Genomic DNA, 21,012 nt, shown 5'->3' on the forward strand with positions numbered 1-21,012 from the left:
ATGATGCAGCACACCAAAAAGTTTACCCTGCTGCTGTTAGCGGCATTGCTGGCGGCACCGGTAACGGCAAAAGAGCTGTTAAACAGCAGCTATGATATCGCCCGCGAGCTGTTTGCCGAGATAAACCCGCTGTTTATCGAACACTACAAACAACAAACCGGCGAAACGCTGAGTATTAATCAGTCGCATGGTGGTTCATCGCGTCAGGCGCAGGCGATTATTCAGGGCCTGCGGGCTGATGTGGTGACGTTTAACCAAAGCACCGACATTGATATTCTGCACCAGCGCGGTAATTTACTGCCGGCTGACTGGCGCGACCGCCTGGCTAATAACAGCTCGCCGTATTATTCCACCATGGCATTTTTGGTGCGCAAGGGTAACCCTAAGCAAATCAGTAGCTGGGCAGATTTAACCAAAGACGGCGTGGGTCTGGTATTTCCAAACCCGAAAACGTCCGGCAATGCCCGTTATACCTACCTTGGTGCATACGGTGATGCGTTGGCACGTTTTGATAACGATGAGCAAAAAGCGCAGCAATGGCTGCAAACCTTTTTAAGCCGCGTAGTGGTGTTTGATACCGGTGGCCGCGGTGCTACTACCTCTTTTGTTGACCGTGAATTGGGTGATGTGCTGATTACCTTTGAGTCGGAAGTAAACAATATTATTGCGCAGTATCCGGACCAGCAGTTTGAACGTGTTGTGCCGCCAACCAATGTGCTGGCCGAGTTCCCGGTGGCCTGGATAGACCGTAATATTGCCCGAAACGGCACAGAAAAGCAGGCTAAAGCCTACCTGCAATATTTATACAGCAAAGAAGCGCAGCAAGTGTTGGCGCGCTATTTCTACCGGGTGCACAACCCGGACGTTATTGAAGCCACCAAAGCGCAGTTCCCGCCAACCAGCTTGTTTACGGTAGAGCAGGTATTCGGCAGCTGGGAGCAGGTGCAGCAACAGCACTTTGCCAGTGGCGCACTGCTGGATAAACTGCTGGCACAGGGCAAGCGTTAACCGTGACCTTTTATCGCAGTAATAACAGCAAACGCGTGTTGCCGGGCTTTGGTATTAGCCTTGGCAGCAGTTTGTTTTTTATCAGTCTGGTTATTCTACTGCCTATTACCGGCTTAGTGGTGCAAACCGCTGAACTAAGCTGGGCGAAGTACTGGGCAATCATCAGCGACCCGCGCGTGGTGGCGTCTTATAAAGTAACCGCTTCGGCTGCTGCGGTAGCGAGCATTTTTAATCTGTTTTTTGGCCTGTTAATGGCCTGGATCTTAACCCGTTACCGCTTTCCTGGCCGCTTGCTGCTGGACGGGTTAATGGACTTGCCCTTTGCGCTACCTACTGCAGTAGCCGGTTTAACCCTGGCGGCAGTATTTTCAACTCAGGGCTGGTTTGGGCAATATCTGGCGCTATGGGATATTAAAGTGTCCTATGCCTGGCTGGGTATTGTGGTAGCGATGACCTTTACCAGCGTGCCTTTTGTGGTGCGTACAGTCCAGCCGGTACTGGAAGAGTTTGGCTCAGAATACGAAGAAGCCTCGGCTACCCTGGGAGCCAGCCCGTTGCAAACCTTTTTTAAAGTGATTTTACCAGAGATAAAACCGGCACTGCTTACCGGCACAGCCTTATCGTTCACCCGAAGTTTGGGCGAATTTGGTGCGGTTATTTTTATTGCCGGTAATTTGCCGTGGCAAACTGAGGTGACCTCACTGATGATTTTTGTCCGGTTACAGGAATTTGACTATGCTGCCGCCGCGGCCATTGCCAGCGTGGTGTTGCTAGTGTCGCTGGTATTGCTGTTTATTATCAATGGTATGCAGCAACGCTATCAACATATTACCGGTGGGCCAAAATGAGCCAAACGACACTAAACAGCCGTCAGCGCTGGCTGCGGCCGCTATTAATATGTACCGGTGTGGTGTTAACGCTGCTGTTACTGGTTGTGCCGCTGGTGTTTATTTTTGTCGCGGCATTTTCTGCCGGTATCGGTGGGGTGTGGCGTAATCTGGCCGAACCCGACATGTTGCATGCAATTGGTTTAACCTTATTGGTGGCGGGTTTAACGGTGCCGATAAACCTAGTCTTCGGCACCCTTATCGCATGGTGTGTTACGCGGTTTAGTTTCCCCGGCCGGCGGCTATTACTCACCCTGATTGATATTCCGTTTGCGGTATCGCCGGTGGTAGCCGGCTTATTGTACTTACTGTTGTATGGCAGTAACGGGCCTTTTGCTTCGCTGTTAGATCAGCATGATGTGCAGCTAATGTTCGCCTGGCCCGGGCTGGTGATGGTGACGGTATTTGTATCTTGCCCGTTTGTGGTGCGCGAGTTGGTGCCGCTGATGTCTACGTTGGGTACCGAGCAGGAAGAGGCCGCCGTGCTGTTAGGCGCCAGTGGCTGGCAGGTGTTTTGGCACATTACCTTACCCAATATCCGCTGGGCGCTGCTGTACGGTGTTATTTTAACTAACGCCCGTGCGGTGGGCGAGTTTGGTGCCGTGTCGGTGGTGTCCGGTACCATACGTGGCCAAACTAACACCCTGCCGCTGCATATTGAGCTGTTGCAGCAAGATTACAACACCGCCGGCGCTTTTATCGCCGCCGCGTTACTGACGTTAATTGCCATAGCTACGCTGGTGGTGAAGGCGTTTTTACAGTGGAAGCTGGCACGACAAGAATAATCTGTGGCAACGCTATAAAGTGCTGCTTGAGTTTGTTTGCTGAGGTAGCATACACGCATCATGCTGAAAGAAAGCTTGTTTGACGGATATGACTTATGAAATTTAAAACCCGATTACTTCACAGTGGTGCCGGTGCCGATGCGCATACCGGCGCGTTAACCACCCCCATTTATCAAAGCAGTACCTTTACTTATGGCACGGCAGCAGAGGGTAAAGCCCGCTTTGCCGGTGAACAGCCGGGCTTTATCTACAGCCGCATGGGCAACCCAACAGTGCAAGCGCTGGAACAGCAATTGGCCAAGCTGGAAGGTGCTGACGAGGCGCTGGTGGTAGCCAGTGGCATGGCGGCGGTTAGCAGTATTTTTTATGCGTTGGTGAGCAGCGGCGATGAAGTCGCCTTTATCGACCCGGTATACGGCGGCACAGCGGCGTTTCTAATTAATACCCTAAGCCGCGCCGGTATTACGGTAAGCCGGTATTTGAGTGATGATGACTTGCTGGCCAATATTAATCCGGGTACTAAGTTAGTGTTGTTTGAGCCCATCACTAACCCGAACCTGAAGGTAACAGACTACCGTAAGGTAAAAGCGGCTGCGGCGAAAACCGGCGCCATTACGGTATGTGACAATACCTTTTTAACGCCCTATTTATTTAAGCCTCTGGAACACGGTATAGATTTAGTGATGCACAGCGGCACCAAATATTTAAGCGGCCATGGCGATATTATTGCCGGTGTAGTGGCGGGGCGCGCAGAGCTGATGCAGCAGGTGCGTACGATAGCGCTGAAACATATTGGCGCACCAATAGGCCCGCAGGAAGCCTATTTACTGCAGCGCGGTTTGCGTACGCTGGCGCTAAGGATGGATGCACACCTGACCGGGGCAGCCAAAGTGGCCGAATTTTTAGCACAGCATCCGTTGGTGGCTAAAGTGATTTATCCGGGTTTAACCACTGATGCCGGCTACCCGGTGCTGGCTGAAACCGTGGGCGCGTTTGGCGGCATGGTGAGTATTGAACTTGCCGGCGGTTTTGACCGCGCAGCGCGCTTCCTTGATAGTCTGCAGCTGTTTACTCAAGCGGTAAGCCTGGGCGATTTGGAGAGTCTGGCCTGTCACCCTGCCAGCACCACTCATGCGGCGATGGATGCACCAAGCCGTTTAGCTGCTGGTGTAACGGACGACTTAATCCGCCTGAGTATTGGGGTTGAGGATGCTGAAGATCTAATTGCTGATTTACAACAGGCGCTCCAGGCCGCAGTGCGGTAAAACTATACTTAGGCATTACCATAAATCTCTTTATTCGCCAGCCAGCGTTTTATTAACTGCTCGCTGGCGCTGCGGTTTTGTTGCCACAGCGTGGTAGCTATTTGTTGCGCTTGCGGTAGCAGGTCCGCGTCGCGGCTTAAGTCGGCAATTTTAAACTGCAACACGCCGGTTTGCCGGGTGCCGAGCAGCTCGCCCGGGCCACGAATTTCTAAATCGCGCTGGGCAATAACAAAACCATCGTTAGAATCGCGCAGTACACTGAGTCGCGATTGTGCTGTTCTGGACAGTGGAGAGTGGTACAGCAAGACGCAATGTGATGCTGTGCTACCACGACCAACACGACCGCGTAGTTGATGCAACTGTGCTAAGCCAAGCCGCTCGGGGTTTTCAATAATCATCAGGCTGGAATTAGGCACATCTACGCCCACTTCAATAACCGTGGTGGCAACTAATAAATCTAATTGTCCACTGCTGAACTGCTGCATCACTGCTTGTTTTTCGGCCGCTTTTAACCGGCCATGTACTAAGCCAATTTTTAATTCAGGTAACGCTTGCTGTAAGTTTAACATGGTGTCTTCTGCGGCCTGACATTGCAGCGTTTCCGATTCTTCTATTAAGGTGCATACCCAATACGCCTGACGCTGCTCTGTAGTCACGGCACTGCGTACGCGCTCTATGATGTCATCGCGGCGGGTATCGGGTATGGCGACAGTAGTAACTGGCGTGCGGCCGGGTGGAAGTTCGTCAATAATCGAGGTATCTAAATCGGCATAGGCAGTCATGGCTAAGGTGCGCGGTATTGGTGTTGCGGTCATCACTAATTGATGCGGATATTTACCTGCAATGCCGCCTTTTTCCCGCAAGGCGAGGCGTTGATGTACACCAAAGCGATGCTGTTCGTCGATGATGATAAGCGTCAAGGCTTTAAACTCAACCTGTTGCTGAAATAAGGCATGGGTGCCTACTATCATTTGCGCGCTGCCATCAGCGATAGCGGCCAGCGTAGTTTGCCGGGCTTTACCTTTGGTTTTACCGCCAAGCCAGGCCACGCTGATATCTAAAGGCGTAAACCAGCGGGCAAAATTGGTGGCGTGTTGCTCTGCCAGTAATTCTGTTGGTGCCATTAACGCTACCTGATAGCCATTGCCAATCGCCGTAAGGGCTGAGAGCGCGGCGACTAAGGTTTTGCCAGATCCTACATCGCCTTGCACTAAGCGTAGCATCGGCAGTGTTTGACTTAAATCGTGGCGTATTTCCGCTGTTACGCGTTGCTGCGCACCGGTAGGGGCAAAGGGTAAGGCAGCTAAAAAACGTTGCTCAAGAGTAAGGTCTGTTTGCAGCGCAACGGCATGTTGCTGCTGGCTTTGGCTACGCAGTTTGTACATGCTCAGCTGTTGCGCCACTAACTCTTCAATAATCAACCGCTGCTGTGCCGGGTGTTTACCCAGCTCGAACAGTTGTAGGCTGGCATCCGGTGGTGGCCGGTGAATATAGCTTAATGCTGCTGTTAACGACCAAGGTTGCTGCAACAATGCCGCTGGCAAAAACTCATCCGGCGGGCTGCGCTGCAAATAATCTAAGGCTGCATCTGTCAGGTTACGCCAGGTAGCCTGGCGTAGGCCTTCTGTCGTGGGGTAAATTGGGGTGAGTGTTTCGGCAACGTCGAGTAATTGCTCATCGTCGTGCACGCGGTATTCCGGATGTAGCATTTCCAAGCCACGCGGACCGCGCTTAGCTTCGCCAAAACAGCGTAACAATATACCGGGTGTTACAGCATTTTTTTGTGCCGCGCTAAAGTGAAAAAAGCGCAAGGTTAGAAAACCACTGCCATCTTTAATTTTCACTAACCAGCTGCGCCTTTTGCCCATTTGTACTTCGCTGCTGATCACTTCACCCAACACAGTGCCATGCATTAAAGGCATTAAATCCGCAATGGGATAAATTCGGGTGCGATCTTCATAGCGAAGTGGCAGATGAAACAGAATGTCCTGGATGCTGAAAATGGCTAACTTGTGTAAGCGCTCTGCCACTTTTGCCCCAACACCTTTGATGGTTGAAATCGGATACTGTTGTAACGAACTGTTCACGCCTGTCCTTTTTATGGCTATTGTTGTGCAGGGGTAGTGTAAAAGCGTGTTTTGCCATCCGCCATCATCCGGGTTAGTTCGCTACTGATAGTATCAAATAACAGCGCATGGGTGCCGGTTCTAGACATTGCCAAATTAGCACTTTGCGCTCTAGTATCTGCAGGGGTATTCAGTAACACCAAGCTATTTTTAAAGCGAGGCTGAGATGCTATTGCATGACTAATAACATGCTCAGGCCCAATAATGGCATCAACTTCTTCTAAAAATAACGAGGTCAGTGCGTGTTCTGCGTTGTTAACAAACAACAAACGAATATTTTTTTGTGCAAGCTCTGCAGTTAATGTGCTGCGGTAAGGTTTGTCTTTAAGCAGCGCTACCGTATGTATTGCTGATTCACCTTTAGGCTGTTGGCTTTTACGCACAAACCAACTTTCTGTTCGGGCAATATCAAACGGGGCCATCAGCAGATGTTGCTGTCGCTCAGATGTATCAACTACGCCAGTGACAATATCGGTTTTACCCTCTATAAGCTGTTGTAGACACCGCTTGGCCGGGGTGGGTACGGAGAATGACAGTTCAAAACCACTGTGCTTGGCCAATTCACGCATCATAGTGACCATTGGGCCTGTGGGTTCTGTCATTCCTGGCTGATAAATATGCCGGGGCGGCAGGTGGTCGAGACACCACTGCAGTACAGGTTGGTTCATTTGCCTGACGTTTTTGTAGTAGTGTTTAATCAGGCCTTGTTGTTCCATTTGTAAAATTTCATGCTGAATACGCTCTAATAGCCGGGCGTGAGGGCTATTGCGCGACAGAGCGATATTGACATACGTATTTTTGTTAAATGGAAAGGACAGGCTAGCGGCTTTAAGTTTGTCTTTAAAACGTGGGTGGTTATTAATCAGGTTTCCTGCGGTTAGCATCGGTGCTATCACCGCATCCAAACGTTGATACAACAACATTGCCATGGCAGATTCTTCGGTATCGACTTCTACAACGTTTTTACTGTGATTGATAAGTAAATTGGGTAGCTCTGCGTTGTATATGTAGCCACGGATAATACCAACGGTCATATTGCTAAGCTCGGCCATATCTATAATGTCTTTGTGCTGATGGTGAATATACAAGCGTTCTGCTCTGGCATGATCATATGGAATAAGATGCATAAAACTGTTGCGTTCGTCGCTGTAATTTAAACTGGTCATCAGGTCGGTTTTACCCTCCTGCATCAGTTTTAGACAGCGTGCAAAGGGAGTATTCGGACTAAACGTCAGGTTAAATTCGGCACGCTTCGCCAACTCTTGCATAAAGTCAACGGTTGGGCCATACGGCTCGCCTTGTTCAGGATAGTTATGGCGGTTGGGATAGTTGTCCAGGCACCATTGCACATTGGGCTGTTCCGCTTTAATGCAGCAGGATAATAGCAGGTATAGACTCAGTATTAAGGTCCGCATCATGGCGTTATCCCTCTGAGCTCATTTATTCTCGGACTAATGACAACATCGGTGTATAAGCGTTTAACCGTACCATCTTGCTGCATATCGTTAAGGTGTTGTTTAATGTTGGGCAGTAAGTTCATATGTGGGCTGGCACGTGACAAGCCGATATTAATATACTCCGGTTTAGCGCCATCCATATTTAGCGTAGCAATACGGAAGCGGCTGTCATAACTGTTTACTGTAAAAATGGCTTCTGAGGTACTAACGGTAGGCGATATTAACGCATCAATTCTACCGCGGTTTAGCATTTCCAGACCCACTTCAATTGATTCAACGTGAGCCACATATGAAGGGTTTTGAGCTAAAAATCGCATGGTCTCTTGGCTGAACAAGTAGCCGCGGATACTTGCTACAGTCAGGCTTTTTAACTGAGAGTAGCTGGTGATAGCTCTTTTATCGGTTCGTCGCATAAAGACGCTTTCCGGCACTGTAGTTTCATATGGCAGCAGAAACATGAATTGATTTCGTTGGTCACTAAACTTTAGGTTAGACATAAGATCAACTTTGCCTTCTTCCATCAGTTTGAAACAACGACTTACCACTGTGCGTGGCGTAAAACGCAGCACAAAACCAACACGTCGTGCTAATTCCTGCATTAAATCTACCGAGGGTCCGAAAGGTTTGTCGACATCTTCATAGTTATGAAAGCGAGAGAAATGGTCTAAACACCAAACAAGCTCAATAGGAGCCTGTGCAGGCTCAGCTAAGGGTTCTTCAGGCTTTACCGTGCCGCTGGCAAGAAGTGTGCTTACCAGTAGTCCTTGTAACAGCCTGTTTATCCCCATAGAAACCTCAATGCGTAGACGGTACTTCCATTACGCCATCTATTTCAATTTGACTTGCGCGTGGCAAAGCTGACACCTGTACTGCAGCGCGAGCCGGGTAGGGTTCGGCAAAGTACTGGCTCATAATTTCATTAACTGTAGCAAACTGGCCCAGATCGATGAGAAAGATATTCAGTTTTACCATATCGTTTAAGCTACCACCGGCAGCGTCGCAAACAGCCGCCAGGTTTTTAAACACCTGATGGGTTTGTTCAGCAAAATCATCTGACACCATCTGCATTGTAGCGGGTACCAAAGGGATCTGCCCTGAAAGGTATACGGTGGTACCTATTTTCACCGCCTGGCTGTATGTGCCAATTGCGGCTGGGGCATCGCTGGTACGAATAATGACTTTAGACATGCGGGTTATTTCCTTCTATATACTTTTTGAACATCCGACATTACGCGAATTTTTCGCATCACATTGGCCAGATGTATTCTGTCACGCACCGACAGGGTAATTTTAATAACGTATTCACCGGTATCACGGTCGTCAGTTGCTAAATCCTGAATGTTGGAATCTTGAGACGCAATCAGGGTGGTCAGTTTAGCCAGTACGCCTTGGCGGTTGACAATAAATACGCGGATATCACATAAGAATTGTTTGTCGCCGGTTTTATCCCAGCGTACCGGGAAGAATTTGCCCGGCTCTTTATCCCAACCACGAATGTTGCGACAATCAGCTCTATGCACATTGAGGCCTTTGCCTGGTGTGGCATTGGCAATAATTTCATCGCCGGGTATAGGTCTGCAGCACTTGGCGAAGGTCAGCAGCATACCTTCGGAACCGATGATAAAGGCTTTGCTTTTTTGCATTGGGCCCGGGTTGTCTTTGCCGCTTTCGTCTGAGTCAAACTCTCCCAATAGGCGTCTTGCTACGGCAATGGCAAGTTGATTCCCAAGGCCTATGTCACTACATAGCTCATCCAGCGATTTCTGTTTCGAATTTTGTAGTACTTGTTCAACACGTTCTGGGGCAAGATCTTCCAGTTTTACTTCGCCCAGTGCCGAGCTTAACAGGCGTTTGCCTAAGCCAGTTGATTCGTTTTGTTGCTGTTTTTTCAGGTAGTTACGAATACCTAAAATGGCTCGACTGGTGACAACATAGTTAAGCCAGTTGGCATTGGGTTTGCCGCCAGGGCTGGTAATAATTTCTACTGTCTGGCCGGTTTCCAGGGGTTTATTCAGGGGGTAAGGGCGGCGGTCAACTTTAGCACCGACACAACGGTTACCAATGTCTGTATGCACTGCATAAGCAAAGTCGACTGCGGTGGCGCCAATGGGCAATTCAACTATTTTACCTTTGGGTGAGAACACATACAGCTCGTCCGGATACAGTTCAGACTTCACGTTCTCGACAAATTCAGCACTATTGCCCGCGTTTTGCTGTAGCTCTAATAAGCTTTGCATCCAGCGTCGGGCACGAATTTGCGCGGTGGTATCCTGGTGTTGGCCATTAGCTTTATACATCCAATGCGCAGCGATACCTTTGTCGGCCATTTCGTCCATTTCACGGGTGCGCATCTGTATCTCTACCGGAATGCCATGCGGCCCGATCAAAGAAGTATGCAGCGACTGATAACCGTTCTGCTTAGGAATAGCGATGTAGTCTTTAAAACGGATTTCAATTGGTTTATACAGGTTGTGTACCACACCCAAGGTGCGGTAACAGTGATCAATACTGTCTACTACTACTCTAAAAGCATAAATGTCCATCACATCGTTGAACATCAGTTCTTTGTTTTTCATCTTGCGATAAATGCTGTACAGATGTTTTTCGCGGCCTACAACATCGGCATTAATACTGGCTTGATCTAAACGCCCGGTAATTTCATGCTGAATTTTTTCCAGCAATTCTCTCCGGTTGCCCCTCGCTTGTTTCACAGCTGTTGACAGTGCGCGATAACGCATAGGGTAAAGCGCCTGAAATCCCCAGTCTTCCAATTCATTCTTAATGTTGTGAATACCCAAGCGGTTAGCAATAGGTGCATACAGTTCGAGGGTCTCTTTGGCAATACGACGGCGTTTTTCTGGCCGCAGTGCGCCTAAAGTGCGCATATTATGTGTGCGATCGGCCAGCTTAATTAAGATAACGCGGATATCCTGCGTCATTGCCATAAACATTTTTTGTAAATTGGTTACTTCAAATTCCTGATAGTCTTTGAACTTTACTTTATCGAGTTTGCTTACGCCCTGCACCAGCTCCGCTACCGTATCACCAAATTTACTGGCTAACTCTTCTTTACTCACCGGCGTATCTTCGATGACGTCGTGTAAAAGGGCGGCCATCAGAGTTTCATGGTCCATACGCATATCGGCCAGAATGCTGCTGACAGCAACGGGATGGGTAATATAAGGTTCACCACTGGAGCGAGTTTGAGGCGCGTGCGCGTCGCGTGCGACGACATATGCCTGCTGCACTAAGGCAACCTGCTCTGCGGGCAAATAGGCACTAATTTGGTTTTTCAGACCTTCAAATAAATACACCTGTGCTCCCAAACTGCGACAGCAAACGAAACACGCGATAAAGCGTGGGATTTATTATGAATATACGTCTATTTGTAACAGTTGCCAACGGCTAATGCGCCGCTGGCCTGTCTATGGAGAGGATTTTAGTGGTCAGAACCAATAATTGCTGCCACAGCTGCCATTTCTGACGCTTCCTGCTGAATTTGATCACGGCGCTCTTGCTCATCCAACACTGAGTTGGTGATAAAGCCTTTTTCAATTTCACGCAGTGCAACTACTGTGGGTTTATCGTTTTCGACATCCACCATAGGCTCTTTACCTTCAACCGCTAACTGACGGGCACGGCGTGCAGCCACCAGAATTAAATCAAAACGGTTACCAATTTTATCTACTGCATCTTGAACAGTTACGCGTGCCATTTACCACTCCAGTGTTACGGGCTTTCACAAGACCGTGTAGTTTACGCTAATTTGCTGTTTTCGCCAACAGTTGCTTCAGCATGTTGCTATGTTTGCTTGCCTGGCTGCTATAACTGTTGCGCTGCGCGAGCACTATGCGTTCAAATTCAACCAGCGCTGTATCAAAGTTATCGTTAATAATGAGAAACTCGTACTCATCAGCATGGCTCATCTCACTGTGAGCCTGAGCCATACGTTTAGAAATCACCTCTGCTGAGTCCTGACCCCGACTGTTCAGCCGTTGTTCCAGCTCCGTTAAACTGGGCGGCAAAATAAAAATGCCTTTAGCGGATGCTTCCTGAGTTTTAACCTGGCGGGCACCTTGCCAATCGATGTCTAAAAACACGTCGATACCACAGCTTAGGCTATCGCGGATACTGCTTTTCGAGGTGCCATAATAGTTGCCAAACACTTCAGCCCACTCAAAGAATTCATCTTTGGCGATTAGGCCCTTAAAAGCATCGACACTGATAAAGTGATAGTGCACGCCATCTTGCTCACCTGGGCGTGGTGCACGGGTGGTATGGGATACACTTACCTGCATATCGCTATGGCGCTTTAACAGCGCCTGGATCAGGCTGGATTTACCTGCGCCACTGGGCGCTGAAACAATAAACAAGTTACCGGCTAAGTGTTGCATAAGGTTCACACTGCTAAACAAAGAAAGCGGATTTTAGACGCTGTTTGCTGTCGCTGCAAATCCCGTTACTTTTTCGCTTTAGCCTTAACCGATAACGTCAGAGTAAATATGGCCATTGGCTCATCGCCATAAAGGCTGGGGCAGGTCACCACTACAGAAACGGGTTTATTAATACGCTCACCTGTAGCCAACGAATCGTCGATCATCGTATCAATGATATCGCCGTCGTTACTGGTAAAGTGCACTGTCGCTTCCGGGCGCTTTAAAAATTGGCCCTGTACATCTTTAAAAGCGAAATTGGCATTAACACCACGCGACTTGGCTTTGCTGAAAACTAAAAATGCACCGGCTAAGTCTGCGCCGATGGCCAGAGCACCGAAATAAATGCTGCCCAAATGATTTTTTGTACGCCAGCTATGTGGCATGGTCACTTCAAGCGTTGAATTATCCATGCGAACAATCTTCGGTGAACAAAAACCAATTAGTGGAATATAACGCCAGGCAAATAGTTTTAAGCCCCAATTAGCTTTTCGCAATGACATGGTAAATTTTAGTCCCGTTGTTAACACCAGTTGCCAGCTTACACTGGTAAGACCATCTGAACAAGCTGACCGCTCAGGTAGTTAAAAACACCATTCGTCAGGTTTCAGCTGTTGGCTGTAAAGCGAGCTATAGTAAAGTCAGCACAATAACACTTTACAGTACTAAGATAAGGGTCACTCGACAGTGCGCTGGTGTAAGTTATTACTTTTTTTTATCTTGTTAACAGGTTTAGGCCTGCCTAAAGCAGATGCTATGGTGTTGACACAAGATGAATATTTATACCGGGTTTGGTCGGTAGACGCCGGCTTACCTCAAATTTCTGTTACGGCTATAGTGCAAGACGCCGAAGGCTTTCTATGGCTAGGTACGCAAAATGGTTTAGCGCGTTTTGATGGCGTGCAGTTTGAGGTTTTTAATACGGCCAACACCGCTGCGATGTCGTCTAATATGGTTTCAGCATTGCATTTGGATAATCAGAGGCAATTGTGGATTGGCACTGCAAATGGCCTGATTATGTACCACAAAAATCAATTCAGGCGACTCGATGCAGCGAAACCACTGCAGGGCCAGATCACTGGGTTTGCCGAATTGTCTGACGGTCGAATTTTTGTTGGCGGTAACCGGTTATATCAGTGGACGCAACAAGAATTACAAGTTGTCGAGGCACATCAGGGGCCGGTATTTCAGCTTTTTCAACACAATGACAGGGTGTATATCGGTGGACAAGGTGGTTTTGCTGAATTAACGCAGAATGGGTATCTATGGCAAAGTGCACCAAAAGACCTTGCTGGCTTACAAATTTTGGAAATAGCGTTCGTTGATGGACAGCTATACCTGGGTACAAACATAGGGCTTTATCGTTGGCATAATAGCGTATGGCAGCCCGTTACGCTGCCGCAACATGTAGGCGATAGCCGGATTGAGTCGCTCTATTTGGATCAGCAGCAACATTTATGGATTTCAACCTATGGTTCAACTTACCGTATTCAACGAGGTGTTATTGAGCGTGCCGACTTTGTTAAAGGTGAGCATAATGACTTTGTCTGGGTTGAAAGTATGTTGCAGGACAAGCATAAGAACATTTGGTTTGGTAGCCGCTCACACGGGTTAAAACGACTTAGAAAGGCTGCGACTCAGCGCTTTAGTTTGCAACAAGGCTTACAAGACTCCTACGTGTGGGCTTTAGCACCGTGGCAGCAGCATCTGCTAGTGGGCACCCGCAATGGATTGGCATTGTTGCAACATGGTGTCTTTCAGCCACTGATGGCAAATCAATATTTACCTAGCCCGTTTGTTTATAGCTTGTTAGTTGAGGATGACAAAGTCTGGGTTGGATCCCGCGCCGGCTTATCCATGCTGGATACTGAAACATTAAGCTGGCGACGAAATTATGATCAGATAGCGCATGTGTTAGTCACCACATTAGCCCGTGAAAATGACAAACTGTGGGTTGGTACAAATGGTGGATTATATTATTTGTTACACGACGAGATTGTGCAGCATGGCTTGCCAGAAGCGTTACTCACGGCAAGAGTAAGGATGGTGTTACCTGATAGCGAGAACCGGCTTTGGGTGGGTACTGAAAACGGCCTCTATCTTCGCGACGAAAACGGTTTTCACTCGGTTGACGATGTGCCACTTACAGGTACTTTTATCAGCGCTATTAAACAATTTGACGATGGTAATTTGCTTATTGGCAGCTTTGATCAGGGTTTTATGTTTGGAAAACCGGGGCAATGGCAATGGTTTCGTCAACAAGACGGTTTGCCAGGCAATGGCGTTATCCATGTTGAACAGGTAGACAACCAGTTGGTGATAAGCAATTTTCAGGGCTTTTACCGGCTGAATTACGAGGCGTTAAAACAAAACAAAATTGAAGAGCTTTACATGCTGGTTGATGATCGCCGGCCTGAGGCTAAAACTGATTCTCACCGTTGTTGTAATGGAGCAGGCAGTAGCAAAGGTGTTCAGCATCAGGGGCGTTTATGGTATCCCACACTCGATGGTGTTGTGTCACTGCCTTTGCAGCAACTCATTCACTTCAGTGACATTCCGGAGCCCGTGATAAAAAAAGTCACAGCGGGAAGCCAGAGTTACCGGGGTGATAATATTACGCTGCCACCGGAGCAACGAGACTTGCAGGTAAGCTTTACTGCGCCATATTACGTGCAAGCATCATCAGTGCAAATGCGTTACCGGTTAGAAGGCTATGATGAAGCTTGGATCGATGCCAGCAACCGCCGTGAAGCGTTTTATACCAATTTACCTTCCGGACAGTATCGTTTTTTGCTTCAGGTTCGTGTCGCGGGCGACTTCCGCTGGAGTGATACTGCAGAGATGGCGTTAAAACTTACCCCGTTTTGGCATGAAAAAATTTGGGCTAGAGGGTTATTTCTTATTCTGTTTTCGTTGGTTTTGTGGGGGCTTTATCGTTGGCGTTTGATGGCTTTGGCGGCTTCACAAAAGCAATTGGCGAAGTTGGTAGCAGAGCGTACCGAAGAGTTACATCTTGCCAACGAAAAACTACAGCAAATTAGTATGCAGGATGCCCTAACCGGATTGCATAATCGGCATTATTTGGACTGCAATATTCAACAGATTTTGTCTAGGGCTAATCGTCATTCAGAACCACTGATATGGGCAGTGCTCGATCTTGATCACTTCAAGCAAGTGAACGACAATTTTGGTCACCAAACAGGTGATAATATTCTGATGCTGGTTGCGGACATATTGCGCCAGAATAGCCGGGGTTCAGATCATATTATTCGCTGGGGCGGTGAAGAATTTTTGTTGATCTTGGAACACACCGACGATGGGTTATTAGCATTGCAACGAATCCATCAGGCGCTAGGTGAATATCCTTGGCAGAGCAAGATTGCACTTGATAAACCTCTTACCTGTTCTATCGGTGCAATCGCACAACTGAGCGATTGGGATTGGCAGCATAGTTTGCGATTAGCTGACCAGGCGTTGTACTGGGTAAAAGGTCATGGCCGCAACGGTTATATGTTGCTTCAAACATCTGACCCGATAGATACCGCCGTATTGGCAGAGGATGCCAATGTCATCCAGTTACTGGCCGCGGGTAAGTTGAGCGGGATTAGTAATAAAGAGGTTACTGCGGTGTCATGCTAAATCCGGGTATATATTGACCGACAGGCTTTACAGGCATTGCAACGGGCTTTTAATTGCACTTTGCTGTGCATAAAGGTTTTGGGTATAGTCGGCGAATTAATGTATTTCTGGAGCCTGGCATGGATACTCTGGGGGCAGTGACACTGGTGCGCAGTGTTTCAGAGCAGCGATGTCCGGTCGCGTTGGCAACGGCCTTGGTAGACTGGTTAAGCTATGACGGCCTTGGAGTCGTTCAAGCTCAACGAGCGACAAAGTTGCAAGATGCTTTGGTCAATAATCCTAAGCACAGCGCAGCAATCTCTCAGGTATTGTTTGGCTGGTTAAGTGAAGTAAATATCTACCCTGCATTGGTGAATTCGGGGTTGTTTTCTCGTCGTGGTTTTTTGCGAGAGATGGCATCAAGGTTATATGAAAGAGTCAATCCTGCCCCGCGTGACCAAAATGATGTTAAAGATATGCTGGTGCAAATGTTTAGCGGCAAACACCAACCGGTATGGTTGGATCAGGCCAGTAGTGAAGCTGTTCAGGGATGTTTTATTGCTCTATGTGCCAACGCCCCCTCTGGGCTGGTGCAGAAAATGTATGGGCATTTTCAGGAAGAATGTCTTTATGCCTTGGAAATGCTGGGTATATGGGTAGCTGCTGAAGAAATTGAACCCGATTTGATGCGCCTCGACCGCCGCTTAAGCAGTATCGACTCGCCCTTTATTGCGTTAAGCCGCGAGATGAATTTGTTTGTGCAAAGTGGCCGCGACAAGTTAAATAACCCTGAATTATCGTTGTTGGATACTGCGCACCTTGATGTCATGATTGAACAATCACGTGATCAACTAGAGCGCTTACGACGCCGGGGAGCAGGTGTTGGTAGCTCGGTCTCGGTGGCACATTTGCTGGAGCGATTGGAACAAACGCTGGATCGTATCGTCATTCTGGTTGATTTATTACAAAGCGATGGTGCTGCGCAAGGCAGCAAGCTATTTAGTTTATTTGGCACCCTGGCACAGGCTAGCACGGAGCAAAATAGTATTGGTGCTTTGTGGCGTAGTAGCACCCAAATGCTGTCAAAAAGTATTACGGTGAACAAAAGCGGCCATGGCGAGCATTACATTACACGAGACAAAAGCAGCTTCTTTACTCTGATGCGCTCAGCCGCTGGTGCCGGCGTTATTATTGCGCTGATGGCTCTGTTAAAAATGTATATTAATCAACAGGCTTTCAGCCCACTTGATGAAGCCGTACTGGTTAGTTTGAATTATGGTTTGGGTTTTGTGCTTATTCATATGCTGCATTTTACGATAGCGACAAAACAACCTGCTATGACTGCCGCCAGTTTTGCGCAAGAAGTGGAACGGGGCGAAAATGGCCGTGCGGTTAATAAAAAACTGGCAGCACTGCTGATAGATGTAAACCGTTCGCAGTGGGCGGCAGTGTGGGGCAACATTAGTGTTGCAATTGTGCTGGCGTGTAGTATTGCGCTGGTTTTCAGATTAGTAACGGGGTCTGCGTTGTTGTCCCCAGACATGGTAGCGTATCAGCTAGCCGCCATTTCACCTTTAACCGGGCTGGCGCTGCTTTATGCTGCAATTGCCGGGCTTTGGCTATTTTGTTCAGGTATTATTGCTGGTTTCTTTGATAATCGGGCTAACTGTCTGGAACTGCGGCTGCGACTATATCAGCATCCGATGTTGAAAAAGCTGTTACCGGATACGGCAAGGCATAAATTCGCTGATTATCTGCATGATAACTACGGGGCGCTGGCGGGCAATTTCCTGTTTGGCGTGCTACTGGGCATGACGGGCTATGTTGGCTATCTTAGTGGTTTTCCATTGGATATCCGTCACGTTGCTTTCTCATCGGCAAACTTGGGTTATAGTGCGATAAGTGGCGAGATTGGTGTGTTGAGCTTTCTTGTTAACGTCATCTTTGTCTTGCTTATTGGCTTTGTCAATTTATGGGTTAGTTTTACGCTGGCGCTGACTGTTGCCCTGCGCGCACGTGGTACCAGTATCAGCAAGTTACCCTTATTGCTAAAAAGTTTGTGGGAGCAGGCCAAGCAACAGCCGTTACAGCTTTTCTTTCCGGTAAATGCAGTGAAACAGACCATGGCAGAGGCCACAAAAGCAAAAGAGCCAAAGGTCATTGTAAATATGGAAATAAAAGCTGACACGGCCAGTGCACAGGATAAGTAGTTGCGCTGTCTGTCTGGCTACAAGGGGCCTGTGTTAAAATGGCCGTCTTTATTGACGTATTTCGGAGACACTAGTGTCAGCATTAGCCAGTTTATATCCACAGCCGCTATGGCAGTGGTTCGCCCAAATCTGTGCCATTCCTCATCCTTCAAAGCACGAGCAGGCGTTAAGCCAGCATATTCAAAGCTGGGCGCGCGGGAAAGGTTTGAGTGTTGTTGAAGACAAGGTAGGTAACCTGATCATCAAAAAGCCGGCTACAGAGGGTATGGAACTTTGTAAAACCGTGGTGATTCAGGCGCACTTAGATATGGTGCCGCAAAAAAATGCTGACAAAGTACATGATTTTACCACTGATCCTATCGAAGCTTATATTGATGGCGATTGGGTAAAGGCTAATGGCACAACCTTAGGTGCTGATAACGGCATTGGTATGGCCTCGGCGTTAGCTATTTTAGGCAGCAGTGATATTAAACACGGCCCGTTGGAGGTTTTGCTTACCATAGACGAAGAAGCCGGCATGACGGGCGCCTTTGGTGTTGAACCGGGTATGTTAGACGCTGAGATCCTGATCAATACTGATTCTGAGCAGGAAGGTGAAATTTACATGGGTTGCGCTGGTGGCGTTGATGCAGAGTTTACTGTGGCAGCAAAGTGGCAGGCAGTATCTACAGGTGTAAAAGCGTTTACTCTAAGCTTGTCCGGGTTAAAAGGCGGCCATTCCGGCGTAAATATTCATTTAGGCCGTGGTAATGCTAACAAGCTGTTAGCGCGATTTTTAGCAGACAACGCTGCAGACCTCAGTTTAGCCATAAGTGCGTTTAATGGCGGCTCTTTACGCAATGCCATTCCGCGTGAAGCCAGCGTTAGCTTAACGGTACCGGCAGAAAAACACCGCCAGTTAGCGCAACAGGTTGCGGATTTTGAAGCCTTGTTAAAGCAAGAGTTAGCCGCCGTAGAACCCGCGTTAAGACTTAGCCTTACCGATACCACAACGCCGGAACAAGCGCTGACGGCCGACGTGCAAAGCACGCTAATCAACCTGTTAAATGTATGCCCCAATGGCGTAATGCGTATGAGCGATGAAGTTGAGGGTGTGACCGAAACATCATTAAATATGGGTGTTATTACCACCAGCAACAGCAGTATCCAGGTTCTGTGTTTAATTCGCTCGTTAATTGACAGCGGCCGCGAGCAAATAGAAAGTATGCTCAGCTCTTTGGCGCAACTCGCCGGTGCCGAAGTTAAGTTTAGTGGCGCTTACCCTGGTTGGAAACCCAACCCAGACTCGCCGGTAATGGCAATCGTAAACCAAACCTATCAGGACATTTATCACAAAGAACCAGTGATTATGGTTATTCACGCTGGTTTAGAATGTGGCTTGTTTAAGAAGCCGTATCCAGACATGGACATGGTGTCGATTGGCCCGACTATTCGCTTTCCGCATGGCCCGGATGAAATGGTTAATATCAAAACCGTGGGCCAGTACTGGGAGTTGTTGCTTGCTGTATTGGAACGTATTCCCGCTCGAGCATAAATACTTGTTTGGTAATGCATTATCGAAAAGCATAAAAGATTAGGCCGTATTAGCGCAATGCTAATCAGTTAAGCAGAATCGGTTTGCCCTAAACTAACCGTTGAAGCCCTGGATGGGCTGAAACGAGCCCCCAGGGATGGGTTTACGGCGCGTTAGTGTGGGCAAATCGATGACGATAATCACCTTAACTGACGGGTTAACGGCCTGTTCTTTTTTAGCTTCAACCACAGGTTACATTGCCTCCAGGCTTTTGCCTCGGGTTTCTTTAATGTATTTCACCACAAAGAAAATGCTGACAAAGGCGGACAAGGTGTAAAAACCGTAAGCACCGGCCAAACCGATAGAGCCAAGTAAAACCGGGAAGGTCATGGTGATGGCAAAGTTGGCAATCCACTGCGCGCTGGCAGCAACCGCCAAGGCGGCACCGCGAATACGGTTATTAAATATTTCGCCCAGTAACACCCACACCACCGGCCCCCAACTTAAGCCAAAAAACACCACAAACAGGTTGGCGGTAATCAGCGCTACTGTGCCCATATTTTCGGTCAAAGCTAACTTACCAGCGGCGTCAAAACCAGCAGTGCCAAAGATAAGCGTTAATAACGCCAGGCTAACAAACATGCCAATGCTGCCAACTAATAGCAGCGGTTTGCGACCAATTTTGTCTATTAGTGCGATGGCAATAAAAGTAGAGACGATATTGGTGGTGCCCGCCAGCACATTAATAAACAATGACTGCGACTCATCAAAACCGGCCGCTTGCCACAGTTCCGCACCGTAATAAAACACCACGTTAATACCAACAAATTGTTGGAATACCGATAAGGCAATACCCACCCAGATTATGGGATGCAGCTTGCGGCTACCCTGAATAAATAAATCTGAGATACTGGGCTTTTTATTACCCTGTAATGACTGGCTAACCTCAGCAATTTGTTGATCTTCGCTGCCAGGATGAATGCGGCGAAACACTGAGCGTGCTTTATCAAGCTTGCCTTGCGCAACTAAATAACGCGGTGATTCTGGGATCATCAACACACCCAGCAAAAACAGCAGGGCAGGGGCCAGTTCTACCCAAAACATCCAGCGCCACGCTGGTAGGCCGAATAAAAATTCGTATTGGGCACCACCTGCGGCCGAAGCAATCAGGTAATTACTAACAAAGGCAGCAAACAACCCAAGCACGATGGCCAGTTGCTGCAAGGTCGCTAGTCTGCCACGCAGCGCAGCGGGGGCCACTTCAGAAATATAAGCGGGAGCCAATACAGACGCCGCGCCAATACCCAAGCCACCAATCAAGCGAAACAGAATAAATGCGCTGGCAGTTTGGGCATCCCCCGAGCCCCAGGCACTTAATGCAAATACTATAGCGGTGATGATCATGACGGGCTTGCGGCCAACCCGGTCGGCCAGTGGGCCGGCGACCAAGGCACCAATGGCACAGCCTAACAGGACAGACGCTACGTTAAAACCGGTGGCAACCGAGTCAGACTGAAAGGCTTTGCCAAGGGCCGTAACGGTACCGTTGATTACGCCAGAGTCAAAACCAAATAAAAAACCGCCAATGGCTGCAACTGCAGAGATAAACAGCACGTAAGCTACGCTGCTGTTGTTGCTAGCGGCGACCTGCGCTGAGACTAAGTTTGTCATCACGAACATCCCTTTTTATTAATAATTATTATGGTTACT

General features: G+C 48.3%; 16 protein-coding genes. 7 read left to right on the forward strand and 9 right to left on the reverse strand.

Annotated features, from left to right (window positions below):
• The 4 genes from cysP to ORJ00_RS08175 all read left to right on the forward strand — a co-directional run bounded on the left by cysP (nt 1) and on the right by ORJ00_RS08175 (nt 3,945).
• Complete coding sequence (gene cysP, locus ORJ00_RS08160) at nt 1-1,008, forward strand: thiosulfate ABC transporter substrate-binding protein CysP (RefSeq protein ID WP_306125799.1); 1,008 nt, start codon at nt 1-3, stop codon at nt 1,006-1,008.
• Between the two features lie 2 nt (nt 1,009-1,010).
• Nucleotides 1,011-1,856: a sulfate/thiosulfate ABC transporter permease CysT gene (gene cysT / locus ORJ00_RS08165; protein ID WP_306139527.1), complete on the forward strand. Its 846-nt coding sequence runs from the start codon at nt 1,011-1,013 to the stop codon at nt 1,854-1,856.
• Nucleotides 1,853-2,680: a sulfate/thiosulfate ABC transporter permease CysW gene (gene cysW, locus ORJ00_RS08170; RefSeq protein WP_306139528.1), complete on the forward strand. Its 828-nt coding sequence runs from the start codon at nt 1,853-1,855 to the stop codon at nt 2,678-2,680. Before cysT ends, cysW begins: the two co-directional genes overlap by 4 nt.
• A 95-nt stretch (nt 2,681-2,775) precedes the next feature.
• Nucleotides 2,776-3,945 (forward strand): trans-sulfuration enzyme family protein, encoded by a 1,170-nt coding sequence (locus ORJ00_RS08175; protein WP_306139529.1) that lies wholly within the window; start codon nt 2,776-2,778, stop codon nt 3,943-3,945.
• 8 nt (nt 3,946-3,953) lie between these two features.
• Here ORJ00_RS08175 and recG read toward each other — a convergent pair whose 3' ends face one another.
• From recG to ORJ00_RS08215, 8 genes are all read right to left on the reverse strand, one after another.
• Entirely contained in the window at nt 3,954-6,032 is a 2,079-nt protein-coding gene (gene recG / locus ORJ00_RS08180) for an ATP-dependent DNA helicase RecG (protein ID WP_306139530.1), read from the reverse strand.
• 17 nt (nt 6,033-6,049) lie between these two features.
• Nucleotides 6,050-7,489, reverse strand: coding sequence for a substrate-binding periplasmic protein (locus ORJ00_RS08185; RefSeq protein WP_306139531.1), 1,440 nt, complete (start codon nt 7,487-7,489; stop codon nt 6,050-6,052).
• A complete protein-coding gene (locus ORJ00_RS08190; RefSeq protein WP_306125793.1) occupies nt 7,486-8,316 on the reverse strand; it encodes a substrate-binding periplasmic protein in 831 nt (276 codons plus the stop codon). The genes ORJ00_RS08185 and ORJ00_RS08190 overlap by 4 nt, the downstream gene beginning before the upstream one ends.
• A 7-nt stretch (nt 8,317-8,323) precedes the next feature.
• Nucleotides 8,324-8,716, reverse strand: coding sequence for a RidA family protein (gene ridA / locus ORJ00_RS08195; protein ID WP_027670378.1), 393 nt, complete (start codon nt 8,714-8,716; stop codon nt 8,324-8,326).
• A gap of 5 nt (nt 8,717-8,721) precedes the next feature.
• Complete coding sequence (gene spoT, locus ORJ00_RS08200) at nt 8,722-10,842, reverse strand: bifunctional GTP diphosphokinase/guanosine-3',5'-bis pyrophosphate 3'-pyrophosphohydrolase (protein WP_305973944.1); 2,121 nt, start codon at nt 10,840-10,842, stop codon at nt 8,722-8,724.
• 125 nt (nt 10,843-10,967) lie between these two features.
• Nucleotides 10,968-11,243 carry a DNA-directed RNA polymerase subunit omega gene (gene rpoZ, locus ORJ00_RS08205; RefSeq protein WP_027670380.1) on the reverse strand — a complete coding sequence of 92 codons (276 nt, stop codon included), beginning with the start codon at nt 11,241-11,243 and terminating at the stop codon, nt 10,968-10,970.
• Between the two features lie 46 nt (nt 11,244-11,289).
• Entirely contained in the window at nt 11,290-11,922 is a 633-nt protein-coding gene (gmk, locus tag ORJ00_RS08210) for a guanylate kinase (RefSeq protein WP_027670381.1), read from the reverse strand.
• A gap of 65 nt (nt 11,923-11,987) precedes the next feature.
• Nucleotides 11,988-12,464, reverse strand: coding sequence for a PaaI family thioesterase (locus ORJ00_RS08215; RefSeq protein WP_027670382.1), 477 nt, complete (start codon nt 12,462-12,464; stop codon nt 11,988-11,990).
• Between the two features lie 253 nt (nt 12,465-12,717).
• On the opposite strand from ORJ00_RS08215, the gene ORJ00_RS08220 reads away from it, so the two are divergent.
• The 3 genes from ORJ00_RS08220 to ORJ00_RS08230 all read left to right on the forward strand — a co-directional run bounded on the left by ORJ00_RS08220 (nt 12,718) and on the right by ORJ00_RS08230 (nt 19,323).
• On the forward strand, nt 12,718-15,600 hold the full coding sequence (locus ORJ00_RS08220) for a ligand-binding sensor domain-containing diguanylate cyclase (protein WP_306139533.1): 2,883 nt from the start codon (nt 12,718-12,720) through the stop codon (nt 15,598-15,600).
• A gap of 119 nt (nt 15,601-15,719) precedes the next feature.
• The gene (locus tag ORJ00_RS08225; protein ID WP_306125791.1) at nt 15,720-17,789 is read left to right on the forward strand and encodes a site-specific recombinase; all 2,070 of its coding nucleotides are present in this window, start codon (nt 15,720-15,722) and stop codon (nt 17,787-17,789) included.
• 73 nt (nt 17,790-17,862) lie between these two features.
• A complete protein-coding gene (locus ORJ00_RS08230; RefSeq protein ID WP_306139534.1) occupies nt 17,863-19,323 on the forward strand; it encodes an aminoacyl-histidine dipeptidase in 1,461 nt (486 codons plus the stop codon).
• 231 nt (nt 19,324-19,554) lie between these two features.
• Here the strand turns inward: ORJ00_RS08230 and ORJ00_RS08235 are convergent, their stop codons facing one another.
• A complete protein-coding gene (locus tag ORJ00_RS08235; RefSeq protein WP_306139535.1) occupies nt 19,555-20,973 on the reverse strand; it encodes a sugar porter family MFS transporter in 1,419 nt (472 codons plus the stop codon).
• Nucleotides 20,974-21,012: the final 39 nt, after the last annotated feature.

Source organism: Rheinheimera baltica, assembly GCF_030731985.1.
GTDB lineage: Bacteria > Pseudomonadota > Gammaproteobacteria > Enterobacterales > Alteromonadaceae > Alishewanella > Alishewanella baltica.

Excerpts from the sequence above, each read along its gene's own strand:
- ORJ00_RS08175 (WP_306139529.1), top strand. The coding sequence starts at position 2,776 with ATGAAATTTAAAACCCGATTACTTCACAGTGGTGCCGGTGCCGATGCG.
- ORJ00_RS08185 (WP_306139531.1), bottom strand. The coding sequence starts at position 7,489 with ATGATGCGGACCTTAATACTGAGTCTATACCTGCTATTATCCTGCTGC.
- ORJ00_RS08220 (WP_306139533.1), top strand. The coding sequence starts at position 12,718 with ATGGTGTTGACACAAGATGAATATTTATACCGGGTTTGGTCGGTAGAC.
- cysW (WP_306139528.1), top strand. The coding sequence starts at position 1,853 with ATGAGCCAAACGACACTAAACAGCCGTCAGCGCTGGCTGCGGCCGCTA.
- ORJ00_RS08235 (WP_306139535.1), bottom strand. The coding sequence starts at position 20,973 with ATGACAAACTTAGTCTCAGCGCAGGTCGCCGCTAGCAACAACAGCAGC.
- gmk (WP_027670381.1), bottom strand. The coding sequence starts at position 11,922 with ATGCAACACTTAGCCGGTAACTTGTTTATTGTTTCAGCGCCCAGTGGC.
- cysP (WP_306125799.1), top strand. The coding sequence starts at position 1 with ATGATGCAGCACACCAAAAAGTTTACCCTGCTGCTGTTAGCGGCATTG.
- ridA (WP_027670378.1), bottom strand. The coding sequence starts at position 8,716 with ATGTCTAAAGTCATTATTCGTACCAGCGATGCCCCAGCCGCAATTGGC.
- ORJ00_RS08190 (WP_306125793.1), bottom strand. The coding sequence starts at position 8,316 with ATGGGGATAAACAGGCTGTTACAAGGACTACTGGTAAGCACACTTCTT.
- ORJ00_RS08215 (WP_027670382.1), bottom strand. The coding sequence starts at position 12,464 with ATGTCATTGCGAAAAGCTAATTGGGGCTTAAAACTATTTGCCTGGCGT.
- ORJ00_RS08225 (WP_306125791.1), top strand. The coding sequence starts at position 15,720 with ATGGATACTCTGGGGGCAGTGACACTGGTGCGCAGTGTTTCAGAGCAG.
- rpoZ (WP_027670380.1), bottom strand. The coding sequence starts at position 11,243 with ATGGCACGCGTAACTGTTCAAGATGCAGTAGATAAAATTGGTAACCGT.